General features: G+C 31.4%; 14 protein-coding genes, 2 tRNA genes and 1 riboswitch. Of the genes, 11 read left to right on the plus strand and 5 right to left on the minus strand.

Annotated features, from left to right (window positions below; translation table 11 throughout):
• Window position 1: 1 nt before the first annotated feature.
• On the minus strand, window positions 2-1,345 hold the full coding sequence (locus A7L45_RS01340; protein WP_071611102.1) for a M28 family metallopeptidase: 1,344 nt from the start codon (window positions 1,343-1,345) through the stop codon (window positions 2-4).
• Window positions 1,346-1,547: 202 nt separating this feature from the next.
• On the opposite strand from A7L45_RS01340, the gene A7L45_RS01345 reads away from it, so the two are divergent.
• Together A7L45_RS01345 and A7L45_RS01350 are read left to right on the plus strand one after the other, a co-directional pair.
• On the plus strand, window positions 1,548-3,710 hold the full coding sequence (locus A7L45_RS01345; protein WP_071611103.1) for a Tex family protein: 2,163 nt from the start codon (window positions 1,548-1,550) through the stop codon (window positions 3,708-3,710).
• 57 nt (window positions 3,711-3,767) lie between these two features.
• Window positions 3,768-3,882, plus strand: a riboswitch (FMN riboswitch).
• A gap of 88 nt (window positions 3,883-3,970) precedes the next feature.
• Window positions 3,971-4,600: an ECF transporter S component gene (locus tag A7L45_RS01350; RefSeq protein ID WP_071611104.1), complete on the plus strand. Its 630-nt coding sequence runs from the start codon at window positions 3,971-3,973 to the stop codon at window positions 4,598-4,600.
• Between the two features lie 64 nt (window positions 4,601-4,664).
• Here the strand turns inward: A7L45_RS01350 and A7L45_RS22465 are convergent.
• The 4 genes from A7L45_RS22465 to tsaE all read right to left on the minus strand — a co-directional run bounded on the left by A7L45_RS22465 (window position 4,665) and on the right by tsaE (window position 7,761).
• A protein-coding gene (locus A7L45_RS22465; RefSeq protein ID WP_152025075.1) for an IS3 family transposase occupies window positions 4,665-6,001 on the minus strand; the annotation gives its coding sequence in 2 pieces (ribosomal slippage) (window positions 4,665-5,617 and window positions 5,617-6,001; 1,338 coding nt in all).
• 149 nt (window positions 6,002-6,150) lie between these two features.
• Complete coding sequence (gene rimI, locus A7L45_RS01365) at window positions 6,151-6,600, minus strand: ribosomal protein S18-alanine N-acetyltransferase (protein ID WP_071611107.1); 450 nt, start codon at window positions 6,598-6,600, stop codon at window positions 6,151-6,153.
• Window positions 6,593-7,306 (minus strand): tRNA (adenosine(37)-N6)-threonylcarbamoyltransferase complex dimerization subunit type 1 TsaB, encoded by a 714-nt coding sequence (gene tsaB, locus A7L45_RS01370; protein WP_071611108.1) that lies wholly within the window; start codon window positions 7,304-7,306, stop codon window positions 6,593-6,595. Before tsaB ends, rimI begins: the two co-directional genes overlap by 8 nt.
• Complete coding sequence (gene tsaE, locus A7L45_RS01375; RefSeq protein ID WP_071611109.1) at window positions 7,303-7,761, minus strand: tRNA (adenosine(37)-N6)-threonylcarbamoyltransferase complex ATPase subunit type 1 TsaE; 459 nt, start codon at window positions 7,759-7,761, stop codon at window positions 7,303-7,305. Before tsaE ends, tsaB begins: the two co-directional genes overlap by 4 nt.
• A gap of 122 nt (window positions 7,762-7,883) precedes the next feature.
• On the opposite strand from tsaE, the gene A7L45_RS01380 reads away from it, so the two are divergent.
• From A7L45_RS01380 to A7L45_RS01420, 9 genes are all read left to right on the plus strand, one after another.
• Window positions 7,884-7,959 (plus strand) — tRNA-Trp (locus A7L45_RS01380).
• A 45-nt stretch (window positions 7,960-8,004) separates the two neighbouring features.
• Window positions 8,005-8,080, plus strand: a tRNA-Trp gene (locus A7L45_RS01385).
• 121 nt (window positions 8,081-8,201) lie between these two features.
• A complete protein-coding gene (locus tag A7L45_RS01390) occupies window positions 8,202-9,182 on the plus strand; it encodes an NAD(P)/FAD-dependent oxidoreductase (RefSeq protein ID WP_071611110.1) in 981 nt (326 codons plus the stop codon).
• Window positions 9,183-9,718: 536 nt separating this feature from the next.
• Window positions 9,719-10,630 carry a cysteine synthase A gene (gene cysK / locus A7L45_RS01395; protein ID WP_071611111.1) on the plus strand — a complete coding sequence of 304 codons (912 nt, stop codon included), beginning with the start codon at window positions 9,719-9,721 and terminating at the stop codon, window positions 10,628-10,630.
• Window positions 10,631-10,780: 150 nt separating this feature from the next.
• A complete protein-coding gene (gene epsC / locus A7L45_RS01400) occupies window positions 10,781-11,365 on the plus strand; it encodes a serine O-acetyltransferase EpsC (protein ID WP_071611112.1) in 585 nt (194 codons plus the stop codon).
• Window positions 11,366-11,378: 13 nt separating this feature from the next.
• Window positions 11,379-12,371 (plus strand): tRNA epoxyqueuosine(34) reductase QueG, encoded by a 993-nt coding sequence (queG, locus tag A7L45_RS01405; protein WP_071611113.1) that lies wholly within the window; start codon window positions 11,379-11,381, stop codon window positions 12,369-12,371.
• A gap of 38 nt (window positions 12,372-12,409) precedes the next feature.
• Entirely contained in the window at window positions 12,410-13,117 is a 708-nt protein-coding gene (locus tag A7L45_RS01410; RefSeq protein WP_071611114.1) for a lysophospholipid acyltransferase family protein, read from the plus strand.
• Between the two features lie 23 nt (window positions 13,118-13,140).
• The gene (gene nth, locus A7L45_RS01415; RefSeq protein WP_071614817.1) at window positions 13,141-13,776 is read left to right on the plus strand and encodes an endonuclease III; all 636 of its coding nucleotides are present in this window, start codon (window positions 13,141-13,143) and stop codon (window positions 13,774-13,776) included.
• Window positions 13,777-14,125: 349 nt separating this feature from the next.
• Window positions 14,126-14,716, plus strand: a complete 591-nt coding sequence (locus A7L45_RS01420) for a DUF1836 domain-containing protein (RefSeq protein ID WP_071611115.1) — start codon at window positions 14,126-14,128, stop codon at window positions 14,714-14,716.
• Window positions 14,717-14,732 lie beyond the last annotated feature (16 nt).

A 14,732-nucleotide genomic window follows, 5' to 3' on the forward strand; every position in this document is an offset into this window, starting at 1 on the left:
ATTAAGTGTTTTTAGTACTCCTATTATAAAGTAAAGAGAATATTAGAATCCCGATTATAGAAATAAGAAAACATTCTTTATAATATAAGATAATGAGGTCGTCCTTAAAGGTACATTTAACTATCGCATTAGATGCTACATTATAACATCTTTCTATGGCGGGTAAACTTATGTGATCATAAGTATCTTTTGGCGTGTGTATACGTGTCATATCATTGTCACAAAATGTTATAGCGTCAATATTTTGTTTTCTAAAACTTTCGTGGTCACTTGCATCTTCAAAAAGATAATTGAAAAATATTTTTTCGCTTTCACATATTTTTGAAATTGATTTTATAAAAGGCATTTTAGTTGTATCATTTTTTGCCCCCATGATACATAGAGGTATAGGATTATTACTTCCAATCATGTCGAAATTAAAAATTTTACTATTTTTTATATAAGCTTTATATTTTGTGATAAATTGAGATGAACCTAAGCAACCGAATTCTTCTGCATTAAATCCTATGAAAAGAATGCTGCGATTTGGTTTGCCCAGTGAAGTTAAGCACTTGCTCATTTCTAGCATAAAAGAAAGTCCGGATGCATTATCTAGAGCACCACTATATATAGTTCCATTTAAATCTGTGCCTATATGATCAAAGTGGGCGGAAATGATTATTGGAGGACTAAATGTGTCCGTGCCTTCTAAATAGCCCATAACATTACTTACAGTTGTTTGTGAGACCTCATATGGAACAAAACAATCGACTGTATTATCTTTGCCTATTAAATCTTTAAGTCTTGTAAGGGATTGATTAGTAACCATAATATACATGTTGTACTTTGATCCACTAATAAAAGAACTTCTAAAAGACAAATCATCGTTAGGGGGAACAAATAATATGAACGGGCCGTCCGCGGTACTTACTTTTATGTAGTCCTTAGTTATTGCGGTGACATTACTTTTGTTAAAGGTTAAATGATTTGTTCGAAAGTTTACCATATCTTCTTTGAAATCCTTGCTATAAACAAAATCTTTTATTAAAATTCCGTCTTTACCGGATACTTTTAAATATGGACTACCTTTAATTGTTTTAGGATACTTTACTTTAAAATTTTGAAATTCATTACCCTTATAAGGTTTTAATCCGCTCTTTTTCAATTCGCTGTTAATGTATGTAGCAATTTCTTGATTTTCTAAAGTACCCGGCAATCTACCTTTAAATTGGTCGGATGAAATATACTTTATATTTTGGACTACATTTGTAGGATTGAACCTGTATAAGGTATAATACATATGCGAACTATAAAATAATAATAAAAGACAAAATATTAAAAAGATTGAACTGAATAGTTTTTTCATACATTTCTCCTAAAAATTTCTATATTCTATATAGATATGTGGGTAGAAATCGTGGTATGATTAAATAAGTTAATTTTAGCTGTTTAAGCTTAAAAATATAAATTATGTGAGGAGGATTGGCTATTAGTCATAAGATAATAAATAAACAACATACAAATTGATATTTATTTTGTTTATGATGATTTGTAGGTAGCCAAAAAATATGGAGAATATAAATAGTAGATTAATTAAAGAATTTGCAATAACTATGGAGCAGGCGGAAAGTGTAATTCAATTATTAGATGAAGGGAATACAGTCCCTTTTATAGCTAGATATAGAAAAGAGAGAACTGGTGGACTTGATGATATAATACTTAGAAATTTCACAGAGAGACTAATATATCTTAGAAATTTAGAGGAAAGAAAAACGGATGTAATACGACTTATAGGTGAACAAGAAAAACTAACCGCGGAAATTGAAAAATCAATAAATAAATCTGAGACGCTTACAGAAATAGAAGATATATATAGACCATACAAGCCTAAGAAAAGAACAAGAGCTATAATTGCAATAGAAAAGGGTCTTAAGCCACTGGCAGAAACTATTTTTAGTGGTGAATTTAAAGGTGACATAAATAAGTATGCAGAAGGGTTTGTATCCGAAGATAAATTAGTGAGTAGTGTTTTAGATGCACTTGCAGGTGCTGGTGACATAATAAGTGAAATGATTTCAGATGAAGCTGATTATAGAAAGTGGATTAGGGGCCAAGTACATAACTTTGGAAGCGTAGAAACTAAGGGAAGTTCTGAGGATACTACTCCATTTGAAATGTATTATGAGTATAAAGAAGGAATTAAAACTATACCGCCACATAGAATTCTTGCTATTAACAGAGGGGAGAAAAGTAAGATACTTTCTGTGAAAATTAAGGCTGATAATGATAAAATCATCGATTATTTAAGAAATAAATGCCTAAAGGGTAATAGTGAAACAGATAAATTTATAGAACTAAGTATAATCGATTCTGTAAAAAGACTTATATTCCCATCGATTGAGAGAGAAATAAGATCTGAATTAACAGAAAAGGGTGAAATAGGCGCAATAGATATATTTAAAGCTAATTTGAAGGCTTTATTAATGCAGTCACCTATAAAAGGAAAAGTGGTACTAGGATTTGACCCTGGATTTAGAACTGGGTGTAAAGTAGCAGTGCTTGATGAGACAGGTAAGGTTTTAGATATTGCTACGGTATATGCGACTGCTGGTAGTCAGGATGGCGTTAAAAAATCTATAGCTATTATTAAAGATTTAGTAATTAAAGATAATGTAGAAGTAGTGTCACTTGGTAATGGAACTGCTAGTCGTGAATCAGAAGAGATTTTAGCTCAAATTATTACAGAACTTAAGCAGGAATGTTCGAGAGATTTGTATTATGTTATAGTATCAGAAGCAGGAGCATCAGTGTATTCAGCATCAGAACTTGCATCTAAAGAATATCCAGACATAGATGTATCAATTCGAGGAGCTATTTCCATTGGGCGAAGGCTTCAAGATCCACTAGTAGAACTTGTAAAAATCGATCCTAAAGCTATTGGGGTTGGTCAATATCAACATGATGTAGCACCTAAGAAACTTGATGAATCTTTAAAAGGAGTTGTTGAGGATTGTGTTAATGCTGTTGGTGTAGATCTTAATATTGCAACGCCTGCACTTCTTGCATACATATCAGGAATAAATGCTGCTATCGCTCAAAATATTGTAGCATATAGAGAAGAAAATGGTAAGTTCAAGGCTAGGAAAGAATTGTTAAAGGTTAAAAGACTCGGGGCAAAGGCATATGAACAATGTGCAGGCTTTCTAAGAGTTATGGAGAGTAATGAATTTTTAGATAACACTTCAATTCATCCTGAGTCTTATAATGCTACTAAAAAATTATTGGATTTTCTAAACTATACAAAAGAAGATTTTAAATCTTTAAATTTCAAGGATATGGATGAGAGGATAAAAGACATTAATTTTAATGAACTTGCATTAAAATTAGAAACAGGTGCTCCAACTCTTAGAGATATTATTAAAGAAATTAAAAAGCCAGGCAGAGATCCAAGAGAGGAATTACCAAAACCAATATTAAAGACGGGTGTAGTTCAAATGAAGGATCTTAAACCGGGCATGAAACTTATGGGGACAGTTAGAAATGTATCTGATTTTGGTGCTTTCGTTGATATTGGAGTTCATCAAGATGGATTAGTGCATATAAGTCAACTATCAGATAAATTTGTAAAACATCCATTAGATGTGGTTAGCGTTGGAGATGTAGTAGAAGTTAGTGTAATTGAAGTTGATGAGAAAAGAAAAAGAATATCATTATCAATGAAAAATCAGTAATGAATATCTTGCTTTTTTTGTAAAACGTGTATATAATCAAATTATAAAATAAAATTTAATAATCTTCAGGGCGGGGCGAAGTTCCCCACCGGCGGTAAAGCCCGCGAGCCGTAAAGGCAGATTCGGTTAGATCCCGAAGCCGACAGTAAAGTCTGGATAAAAGAAGATGTGATATATGTGAATTCGCCCTGATATAGTTATATATCAGGGCTTTTATTATATCCATCCCTTAAAGATATATTTAATTAGGGGGTACAAAAATGAGAAACGAAAAACTTATTAAAATGATCAAAATTACACTATTATCTGTTATGGCATTTCTTTTGATGTATATTGAATTGCCTATACCGATATTTCCTGACTTCTTAAAAATTGATATTAGTGATTTGCCAGCGCTTCTAGGGGCTTTTGCCTTAGGACCAATAGCCGGAGTTCTTATTGAACTTTTTAAAAATATACTACATGGATTTTTAGCAAGTAAAACAGCATTCGTAGGAGAATTTGCAAATTTTTTAGTAGGATCAGTTTTAATATTAGTATCTGGATATATTTATAAGCTTCGTAAAAATAAGAGTGGTGCCATTATTGGGTTATTGGTAGGAACAATTGTTATGTCAGTTTTTGCAGCTATATTAAACTATTTCGTTGTATTACCTTTATACGAGACGGTATTAGGATTCCCAATAACTGCGGTGGTAGCAATGGGATCAAAAATAAATCATAATATAACAGATTTAAATTCTTTCATTATTTGGATGATAATTCCTTTTAATATTTTTAAGGGAATTGTATTATCTGTAATGACTTTAGCCTTATATAAGAGCGTTTCTCCTATACTTCATAAAGAACACATAGAAAGTAAATACAGAAGTAAACAACAGAATTATTAATAGAAATACAAAAGACTAGCATTTATAATGTGTACCCCTTGTCAAGGACAATTTTAAAAAAAGTCTATGCTGATTTGAGAAGATGATTTCTGTATTGAACAGGAGTCATCTTTTTTAGACCCCATTGATATCTAAATTTATTATAGTAGATCATATATTGCTTAATCTCTTGCTTTAGTTGTTCTAATGTTTCACATGATTTTATGTATGCCTCATCTTTGAAATGGCCAAAGAATGATTCTTGTGGAGCATTATCCCAGCAGTTTCCACGTCTTGACATTGATTGTCCTAAACCAGATTTTTTTACTAGCTTTTGAAATGTCGGATTCGTATAATGAAATCCTTGATCTGAGTGTATAAATGCATCTTTAGGCAATTTAATTTTTCTATTCTTTTTCAGATTATGTATAGTGTCTGTTACGATATCTAATCTCAAATTATCAGTCACATTGTATGCCAAAATCTCATTTGTAGATCCATCCTTAATCGTAGATAAATATGCCTTCTTACTTTTTCCGTAAAATAGATAAGTTATATCTGTAAGCAATACTTTTCCAGGTATATTCTGTTTGAAATTTCTATTTAATAGATTTTTTAAAACAGTATGCTCCTTTGTAGCTTTCATCATACGTTTATATGGATTCGCTTTTCTAATGGGGCAAATGATACCATACTTTTTCATTATTCTTCTAATACGTTTTAAATTGTATACGATTCCAAATTCGCCTTCTAATGTCATTTTTATTTGTCTAGCTCCTTTTTTACGATTTTTAAAGTTATATGCATTTAGTACAATTTCACCTACTGCTTCATCCAACCTATCGCGTTGGCGCCTACGGCTGAGAGCTTTAGTAGAGAAATAATTGTAATATCCAGAACGAGATACACCCGTAATTTTGCATAAATGGGTAAGCATATTTTTGAGCTTATATTTTTCGATTTGTGAATTTATAAGAATAAATTTTTCCTGTGCTACTAAGATTATTTCTTGCTTATCAGCCTTCTTTCTAGGATGTCGATTTTTTTTAACAATTCATTCTCAGCTTTCAGCAAGTTAATTTGGGCTTTAAGGCGCTCGCATCTTTCGTCTGCGGAAAGTTCTCTCACTCTTGGTCTTCCAGTATTCGCATTTCTTGCATCATTTAGTCCACATATACCTTCATTTCTATATGCAGCTCTCCAGCGAGATCCTGATGATTTAGCACGTTTAATCCCAACTATATCTATATCAAACCCATTTTCTTCAAATATCTCCCTTGGAAATTTTCTTTTTTCGTTCTCTATTATAAAAATGCGTTTAAATTCATCTGTATATGTAATTCCCTTCATACTTACTGCTTTAACATTTTTGTTTTTAGCTAGTATTGCTACATCTTTTTCTGTAAATGTTTTGTTGCTCATTTAAATTTCCACCATCCTTGTATATATCTAATTTAAATTATTATACTTTTCTTTATTATACATAAAAATACCCTACCGGGTAGACTTTTTTAAATCCGTCTGCCCTATAGGGTACATTATATTATTTGCTAGTCTTTTGTATATTTTATCTATAGGTTACGGTTCCACATGATTACAGCATCTTCGCCGTTATCTTCGTAATAATGACGCCTTAAACCTTCTTGCTGAAAACCATATTTTTCATATAAGTTTATAGCAATAAAATTTGAGCTTCTAACTTCTAGGGTTATTGCTGTAACTTTATGTTTCCTACAAAGCCTAAATAAAGCCTCAACAATAATATTGCCAGCACCATTACCACGGGCCTCGGGGTGAACTGCAATATTAGTTACATGAGCTTCATCTATAATTACCCACATTCCACCATAACCTACTATTGTATTACCTTTTTTTAATACAACGTATTTAGCAAACTTATTATCTAGTTCACTTTGGAGTGAGTCTAAGCTCCAGGAGATAGGAAAGCTTAACTCACTAATATTGAGTATGGATTTAATAGATGATTCATCCATTGGGTAAATTTTAAAGTCGTTATTCATTTTTCCTTTGCCTCATCTTTTCTTCATACTCACGCTCAGCTTGAGGTTTACGTAGGTAAATAGGGACAGATGCATATATGTCATCAAAAGTTCCATTAGATAAAAGTTTAAGACCTAATTCTCCAAGAGAGGTTGCCTTGGCTAGATTTAAATGATCTGGTGCAAAACTTACATTAGGTAAATTTGTTATAAGTTTTTCTTTGAATTTTAAGGTCCCATCTCCCACAAAGGATATGGTGCAATCCTTATCTTTAAGCATAGTTATTAATTCGTCTATTGATATATTAATGTAGTCACTGATACGATTAAGTTTTTTATCCTCAAAGGTATAGAGGGCGGTATAAACATTATCTCTTAAGGCATCTAGTATAGGACAAATAATTCCATCCGTATAAGCCAAGTTATATGCTAAAGAATCCAATGTAGATACGGTCACAAATGGCTTATTTGTGCCTTGGCTTAATCCTTTTATGGTAGCCATACCTATTCTAAGGCCTGTAAAGGAACCAGGGCCTTTTGAGGCTACAAACGCGTCAATATCATCTATGCTCATTTGTGTATTTTTAAATAATTCATCAATTATGGGCATTAGTATTTGGGAATGTTGTTTTTTATAATTAAAGGTTATTTCACCAAGGACTTTGTTATCGTCGAGGATTGCACAAGTTGCAGATTGCGTAGCAGAATCTAGACTTAAAATTTTCATAGTATTATCTCCTTTACATAATCGTATCTTTTATCAGAATACTCAATACTGATCTTTCTATAATTATCGCAAAGCTCAGGGAGCTTTTCTATAGTTATGGTTAATTTGTTTGGTGGAATTATTTCTTCAATGTAATTAGCCCATTCAATAACACTAACTCCATCGCTAAATATATACTCATCAAAGCCTATAGCTTCTATTTCATCCGGGTCATTTACTCTGTAGACATCAAAATGATATAATTTTAATCTTCCAGTATATTCATTTACAATAGTAAAAGTAGGACTTGTAATATTGTCTTTAATATCTAAGCCTTTTGCAATTCCCTTAGTTAAATGAGTTTTACCAGTGCCTAAGTCACCGATTAGGCAAATTATGTCACCTGGATTCACAAGTGAGCCTATTAACTCTCCTATTTTATAAGTTTCGTCAACTGTTGTTACTATGTATTCCATAAGTTTCACCTCATTAAATATTTTATCCTAAAACATAAAAAAAGAAAAGGGCTAAAAAGGGCTAAAGATATAAAAAACTCTTGCATTTTATTATAAAACATGATATAATTTGAATGTATTTTAGGGGTATAGCTCAGTTGGTAGAGTAGTGGTCTCCAAAACCATTGGTTGTAGGTTCGAGCCCTACTACCCCTGCCATTTTTATGTTTTAGGTTTTATGTTTTTTGTCTTAAAAGTTAATAAAGGGGTATGGCTCAATTGGTAGAGTAGTGGTCTCCAAAACCATTGGTTGTAGGTTCGAGTCCTACTACCCCTGCCAGATAAAACCTGTGAAATTATTTTCACGGGTTTTTACGTTTTAATAACATGAATTATTAAATTTAATATTAGTTTTACAAAAATAAGAAACAGGTTAAGATGCCTGCAACCGGAGGTATATAATGCAACTATATGACATAGTAGTAATTGGAGGTGGTCCAGCGGGCCTTGCAGCTGCTATTTCAGCTAAAGAACATTATGAAGGAAAAGTTTTGATTTTAGAAAGAGAGAAACAATTAGGTGGAATCTTAAATCAGTGTATTCATAATGGATTTGGTAAAAATATTTTTAGTGAGGATTTGACGGGGCCAGAATTTGTTCAGAAGTTTATAGATAAAATAAAGAAACTAAATATTTCATATAAATTAAACACTACTGTTTTAAATTTAAGTGATACTAAAGAAATTAATGTTGTGAACTCTGAGATTGGAACTTTCAAAATTTGTGCAAAAACTATAATAATTGCTACAGGATGCAGAGAGAGGCCAAGGGGATTTTCAAATCTGCCAGGTAGCAGATGTGCAGGTATTTACACTGTAGGGTGTGCACAGAAATTTGTAAATATTGAGGGCTATATGCCAGGGAAAGAAATAGTTATATTGGGCACAGGAGACATTGCATTAACAGTAGCGAGAAGGCTAACAATTGAAGGTGCTAATGTTAAGGCAGTAATTGAGAGTAAAAATGTTATTGATGCAGTTGATAAAAAATTATGTGATTCACTAAAGGATTTCAATATACCATTAAAAATGAGGCATAAGATTGTTGATATTCAAGGGAAAGGTAGAATCGAAGGTATTACTTTAGTAAAGATAGATAGTAATAATGAAGTTATAAATGGCAGTGAGGAGCGTATTTCTTGTGATGCATTGCTTTTATCAGTAGATTTATATCCTGATAATGAACTGGCAAAGCAAGCTAGGATAGTAGTTAATTCATCAACAGGACGAATTAAATTGAATGAAAATTCACAAACAAATATAGGTGGTATTTTCGCGTGTGGAGGGGTAGTTCAGGGGTATAATTTTCATGAAAGTGTGGTAAAACAAAGCTATGCTATAGGCGAAAGTGCATCACTATATGCAAACAACTCTGAGATTTAATAAAACAACAAAAATACTATTGACATATTTTAATCTTAAGAATATAATAAAGAAAAGTAATTCATACTGAAATACTAGGAAATACTAAGAAGAAGGAAAGTAATATAGGAAGAATTTACAGAGAGAGAGTCCAAAGTTGAGAAGACTCTTATAGGAAAATTATATGAAGTGCCCTTTGGAGTTATGTACCGAACAAGTCATGCAATAGTCTATAACAAGTAAAAGATGTTGTTATTTATTATTGAATGCCTCTGGTAGGCTGCATCGGGACTCACCCGTTATAGTGATAGAGCATAACGTTGTGCTTGAAAAAGTGGCGTTATAATCATTTTGGTGATTATAACTTAGAGTGGGACCACGAAGTAAAACTTCGTCTCTAATAATAGAGGAAGTTTTTTTTGTACCCAAAAACATATGAAATATTACAAAAATAAACAAATATGTGTCACTTTTTCATATTATGAGATTATACAAATGCGAAAATATGGATAGCTTTTAAAGGAAAATTATTTAGTTTAAATTGGAGGGGTATTATTATGATGTATAACAATGTTTTAGATATGATAGGTGGAACACCAGTTTTAAAGTTGAATAAACTAGTGAGTGTTGACACGGCCGATGTATATGTGAAATTAGAAAAATATAATCCAGCTGGAAGTATAAAAGATAGGGCAGCTCTTGGTATGATAGAAAAAGCTGAAAAATTAGGATTACTAAAGGAAGGTTTTACGATAGTTGAACCAACTAGTGGCAATATGGGAATAGCTTTAGCAATGATTGGTAGAATTAAGGGATATGATGTAATTATTGTAATGCCAGATAGCATGAGTGTTGAAAGACGTAGCTTAATAAAAGCATATGGCGCACAACTTGTCCTTACGGATGGTTCAAAGGGAATGAAGGGTGCTATAAATAAAGCAAAAGAAATATCAGACGGAGATTCTAAATTCTTTTTACCACAACAATTTGTTAATATAGCAAATCCAGAAAAACATTATGAAACTACTGCAGAAGAAATTTTTAGTGATATATCAGATTTAGATGTTTTTGTAGCAGGAGTCGGAACTGGCGGAACAATTACTGGAGTAGGAAGAAGATTAAAAGAATTTAATAAGGAAATTAAAATTGTTGCAGTTGAACCAGCAAAATCCCCAGTATTATCTGGTGGCGAACCAGGACCACATAAAATCCAAGGTATAGGAGCAGGTTTTACACCAGATATTTATGATAGTAGTGTTATTGATGAAATAATGCAAATAACTGATGAAGAGGCTTTCGATATAGCAAAAAGGCTTGCAAAAGAGGAAGGTATATTAGTAGGAATTTCAACAGGAGCTAATGTTGCAGCAGCAATAAAAATTGCTAAAAAATTAGGCAAAGGCAAAAAAGTTGTTACAGTTGCTCCAGACGGCGGAGAAAAGTATATTTCAATGGGTATTTATGACTAATTAGGGTAAGATCTAAACATTTATTTCTACTCTATAGATAAAAAGCACATAGAAATAGACTAATGTGAGGGTTTAAGAACATAGAAATTCATATTTTAAAATATGGATTTCTATGTTTACAAACTATAATTCTATAGGAGGAATTAATGTATGTTTAAAACTTTACGATATGATATAAATAATATATTAGAAAAGGACCCAGCGGCTAAAAATTGGGCTGAAGTAATATTATTATATCCATGTATTCATGCTGTAATAATATATAGAATAGCCCATATGTTATATAATCATAAAATATTTTTTTTAGCTAGAGCTATATCTCAAATAGCTAGATTTTTTACTGGAATAGAAATTCATCCAGGGGCTAAGATTGGAAAAGGATTTTTTATAGATCATGGAACGGGAGTAGTCATCGGGGAAACTACGGAAATTGGAAACAATGTAACTTTGTACCAAGGGGTTACTTTAGGTGGAACAGGTAAGGACACTGGTAAAAGACATCCTACTTTAGGAAATGATGTTATAGTTGGCGCTGGTGCAAAGATTCTTGGTCCCATTAAGATCGGTACAGGGAGCAAAGTTGGTGCAAATGCTGTAGTATTAAAAGATGTATTACCAAAGGCAACTGCTGTAGGGATACCTGCTAGAGTTATTTTTGTAAATGAATTAACAATAATTGAGATTAAAGATCACGCAGGCAATACTAAAAGAATGTACAATGATATGGTGATATAAAGGAAATGAAAATATGAGTATTAAAGATGATATAATTGAGTTTTGCAGTATAAATGGTTTAGATGTTATAGGGTTTAGCGAATGTAGAATTTTTCATGAGCTAAATCCTTATTTTGATAAGAGAAAAAAACTAGGTCTAGAAAATGAGTTTGAAGAGAAAGAGTTAGATAAAAAGATAAATCCATTTATATATATGGAAGACGGGAAAACTATAATTTCTATTGCATTTCCATATCTATATAATAATGATATAAGTGGAAAGGTATATTTTTCAAATTATACTATGGGAAGGGACTATCACCTTGTATTAATAGAATACATGAAAAAGATTTGTACATATATTGAGGAACTTGGTGCAAAAGCTATGTATTTTGTAGACAGTAATGCACTACCGGAGAGGTATATCGCAAGTCTTTGTGGATTAGGATTCATAGGAAAAAACAATATGTTAATAACAAAAAGGTATGGATCATATGTTTTTTTAGGAGAAATTATAACGGATTTAATGATAGAGCCAGATAAAAGCGTTACGCAAAAATGTGGTGATTGTGAAATATGTCTGTCATCGTGTCCTACAAGTGCTATAGTTAAAGGGAAAGTTGGAATAAATAATAACTCTAATATATGTTTGTCCTATATAACTCAGAAAAAAGATATAGAGGATTTATGGTTTGAAAAACTAGGTGGAAGACTATTTGGTTGTGATACTTGCCAGAAAGTTTGCCCATACAATAAAAAAGTTGAATGGAGTGTTATTAAAGAATTTAAACCTTATGAACATATGAAAACACCTGAGCTTAAGGTATTAATGAATATTGATAATAAATTATTTAAAGATATGTACAAAATAACTTCTTGTGGATGGAGAGGTAAAAATATTATTAAAAGGAATGCAATTATTAATGCGTTTATTATTGAAAAAGTTGAAATTATAGCCCTGCAGAAAGATACATCACCTTATATAAGAGATTATTATTATAGACTTTTAAAGTTTTTCAAATTATAATATTTCTATAGTCATTATTTATGAAAGGTGGAATTTAGATGCTTTCGAAATCTATGTTAGGAATAATAAATATTTTGCCAGATAAGGTTGTAGCATTTATAGCAAAATATTTATTAGATTCATATATTAACAAATATGCAAATATTAAAACGCACGGAATGGAGAAAATCAAGGATATAAAGGCGCCCATAATTTTCATATGCAATCATTTAAGTAATGCAGATGGCATAATTATGAACAGGCTATTAAAGGATAATAATGTAACTTTTGTTGCAGGGGTAAAGCTAACAGATAATAGGCTTACTAAGTTAGGCTTTTTTGTAGCGAAAACTATACAAGTACATCCTAATTCGCCAGATAAAGACGCTATATCTAAAATAGTTAATACGCTAAAACAAGGTAATAATATTATGATGTTTCCAGAAGGAACTAGAAGCAGAAGTGGAAAGATGATAGAGGGTAAGCGAGGTCTTATATTAATGGCTAAATTATCAAAGGCAACAATCCTTCCAATGGGTATTTGGGGAACAGAAAAGTTATTACCAATTGATGAAAGTGATATGGCGTTAGAAAGATTTCATCATGCTGATGTAAATATTAGTATTGGTGATTCTATTATGATTCCAAGTAAAAATAAAGATGAAGCTCGCGATGAATACTATGATAGAGTTATGAATGAAATAATGTCGGGTATAGCGGTACTTCTTCCTGAGCAGTATAGGGGAGTATATTCACAAAATAAATAGAGAAAAATAAGTAGGTGATTTATATAAATAAAAAAACTATTAAAGTAGTTCTTGAAATTCTTAACGAAACATATACAGGCGTAAAGTGTGGACTTGATTTTACAAACCATTATGAACTTTTAGTATCAACAATATTATCAGCACAATGTACAGATGTAAGGGTTAATGTTGTTGCAAAGAAGCTATATGCAAAATATAATACTCCAGAGGCTATGATTACATTATCAAAAGAAGAACTAGGAGAAAAAATTAAGAGCTGTGGTTTTTATAACAATAAGAGCAAAAACATTTTGGGTGCTACAAAACTTTTATTAGAAAAATATGGAGGTGTAGTGCCTAGAACTATGGAAGAATTAATACAGCTTCCGGGAGTTGGGAGAAAAACTGCTAATGTAGTCCTATCAAATGCATTCGGAATCCCAGCTATTGCTGTAGACACTCATGTTTTTAGAGTTTCAAAAAGAATTGGGCTTGCATCGGGGAAAAATGTTGAAATTGTAGAACAAGAGCTTATGAAAAATATTCCAAGAAAAATGTGGAGTGATGCTCATCATTTTATTATATGGCATGGGCGAGAAATATGTAAGGCTAGGAAACCTAATTGTGAGGTGTGTCCTATAGCACCTTATTGCGAATTTTTAAATGGGAAATCTAAGTGATTATTATATTTACATATAATAAGGAGCTTTCTTAACGACATTTCAGAAGGAGAGTCTCCCACTTCTATAAGTGGGAGTTATATACCCTAACAAATAGAAAACTTTAGTGGGAATATAAATCTCCTTCTGAAGTCGTTAATATTTCAGCGACCCAGGAGATGATTTAATATCAGTGAAAGAAGAATAGTTAAGGATACATAAGGAAAGTATATATTGGTTAAAATGTTTTAAAATCTTTTATCAAAGATTTATGCATTTATGCTAATATGTGCTTTCTTTTTATATAATTATACTGGTAATTATAGATTCAGTGTAATTAATGCTATATAATGAAGGGGAGGTGGAGCGAATGAATTATAATGAGGAAACTTTAAGTAAACTAGTTGAGGAAATTGTAGGTGCAAAAGATATTAGTTTAGTAGAAATACCATGTGTGGACTTATATATGGATCAGGTTACAACCTTTTTTAATGAAAAGCTTGGAAGTCTTAAAAGAAATGAAGAGGATAAAATCCTTACAAAAACAATGATTAACAACTACACTAAAGGTAAGGTTTTGATGCCAGCGAAAAATAAAAAATATACTAATGAGCATATTATTTTACTTACACTTATTTATAATTTGAAACAAACTATATCAATTAGTGATATTAATACTTTATTTGATCCTATTATTGATATAAAAGCCCCACAAAGCATAAGTGTACCATTAGGTGATTTATATAATGATTTTTTGGATATTAAGGAAGTGCAAAATAAAGAATTTGCACGAGATATAGATAAAGATGCTAAATTTATAAAAGAAAAAATTAAAGAAATGGGAAAAGAAGGCGGAGAGTTATTAGAATTAATATTAATGATCCTGTTGCTTACAAATAAAGCAAATATGCAAAAGAGAATGGCAGAAAAATTGATTGATAATTTTTTAAAAAAAAAATAATAAATCATTATAAAAT

It is taken from the genome of Clostridium estertheticum subsp. estertheticum, assembly GCF_001877035.1.
GTDB classification, from domain to species: domain Bacteria; phylum Bacillota; class Clostridia; order Clostridiales; family Clostridiaceae; genus Clostridium_AD; species Clostridium_AD estertheticum.

Coding starts and splice junctions, on each gene's coding strand:
- A7L45_RS01340 (WP_071611102.1), bottom strand. CDS start 1,345: ATGAAAAAACTATTCAGTTCAATCTTTTTAATATTTTGTCTTTTATTA.
- A7L45_RS01345 (WP_071611103.1), top strand. CDS start 1,548: ATGGAGAATATAAATAGTAGATTAATTAAAGAATTTGCAATAACTATG.
- A7L45_RS01350 (WP_071611104.1), top strand. CDS start 3,971: ATGAGAAACGAAAAACTTATTAAAATGATCAAAATTACACTATTATCT.
- rimI (WP_071611107.1), bottom strand. CDS start 6,600: ATGAATAACGACTTTAAAATTTACCCAATGGATGAATCATCTATTAAA.
- tsaB (WP_071611108.1), bottom strand. CDS start 7,306: ATGAAAATTTTAAGTCTAGATTCTGCTACGCAATCTGCAACTTGTGCA.
- tsaE (WP_071611109.1), bottom strand. CDS start 7,761: ATGGAATACATAGTAACAACAGTTGACGAAACTTATAAAATAGGAGAG.
- A7L45_RS01390 (WP_071611110.1), top strand. CDS start 8,202: ATGCAACTATATGACATAGTAGTAATTGGAGGTGGTCCAGCGGGCCTT.
- cysK (WP_071611111.1), top strand. CDS start 9,719: ATGATGTATAACAATGTTTTAGATATGATAGGTGGAACACCAGTTTTA.
- epsC (WP_071611112.1), top strand. CDS start 10,781: ATGTTTAAAACTTTACGATATGATATAAATAATATATTAGAAAAGGAC.
- queG (WP_071611113.1), top strand. CDS start 11,379: ATGAGTATTAAAGATGATATAATTGAGTTTTGCAGTATAAATGGTTTA.
- A7L45_RS01410 (WP_071611114.1), top strand. CDS start 12,410: ATGCTTTCGAAATCTATGTTAGGAATAATAAATATTTTGCCAGATAAG.
- A7L45_RS01420 (WP_071611115.1), top strand. CDS start 14,126: ATGAATTATAATGAGGAAACTTTAAGTAAACTAGTTGAGGAAATTGTA.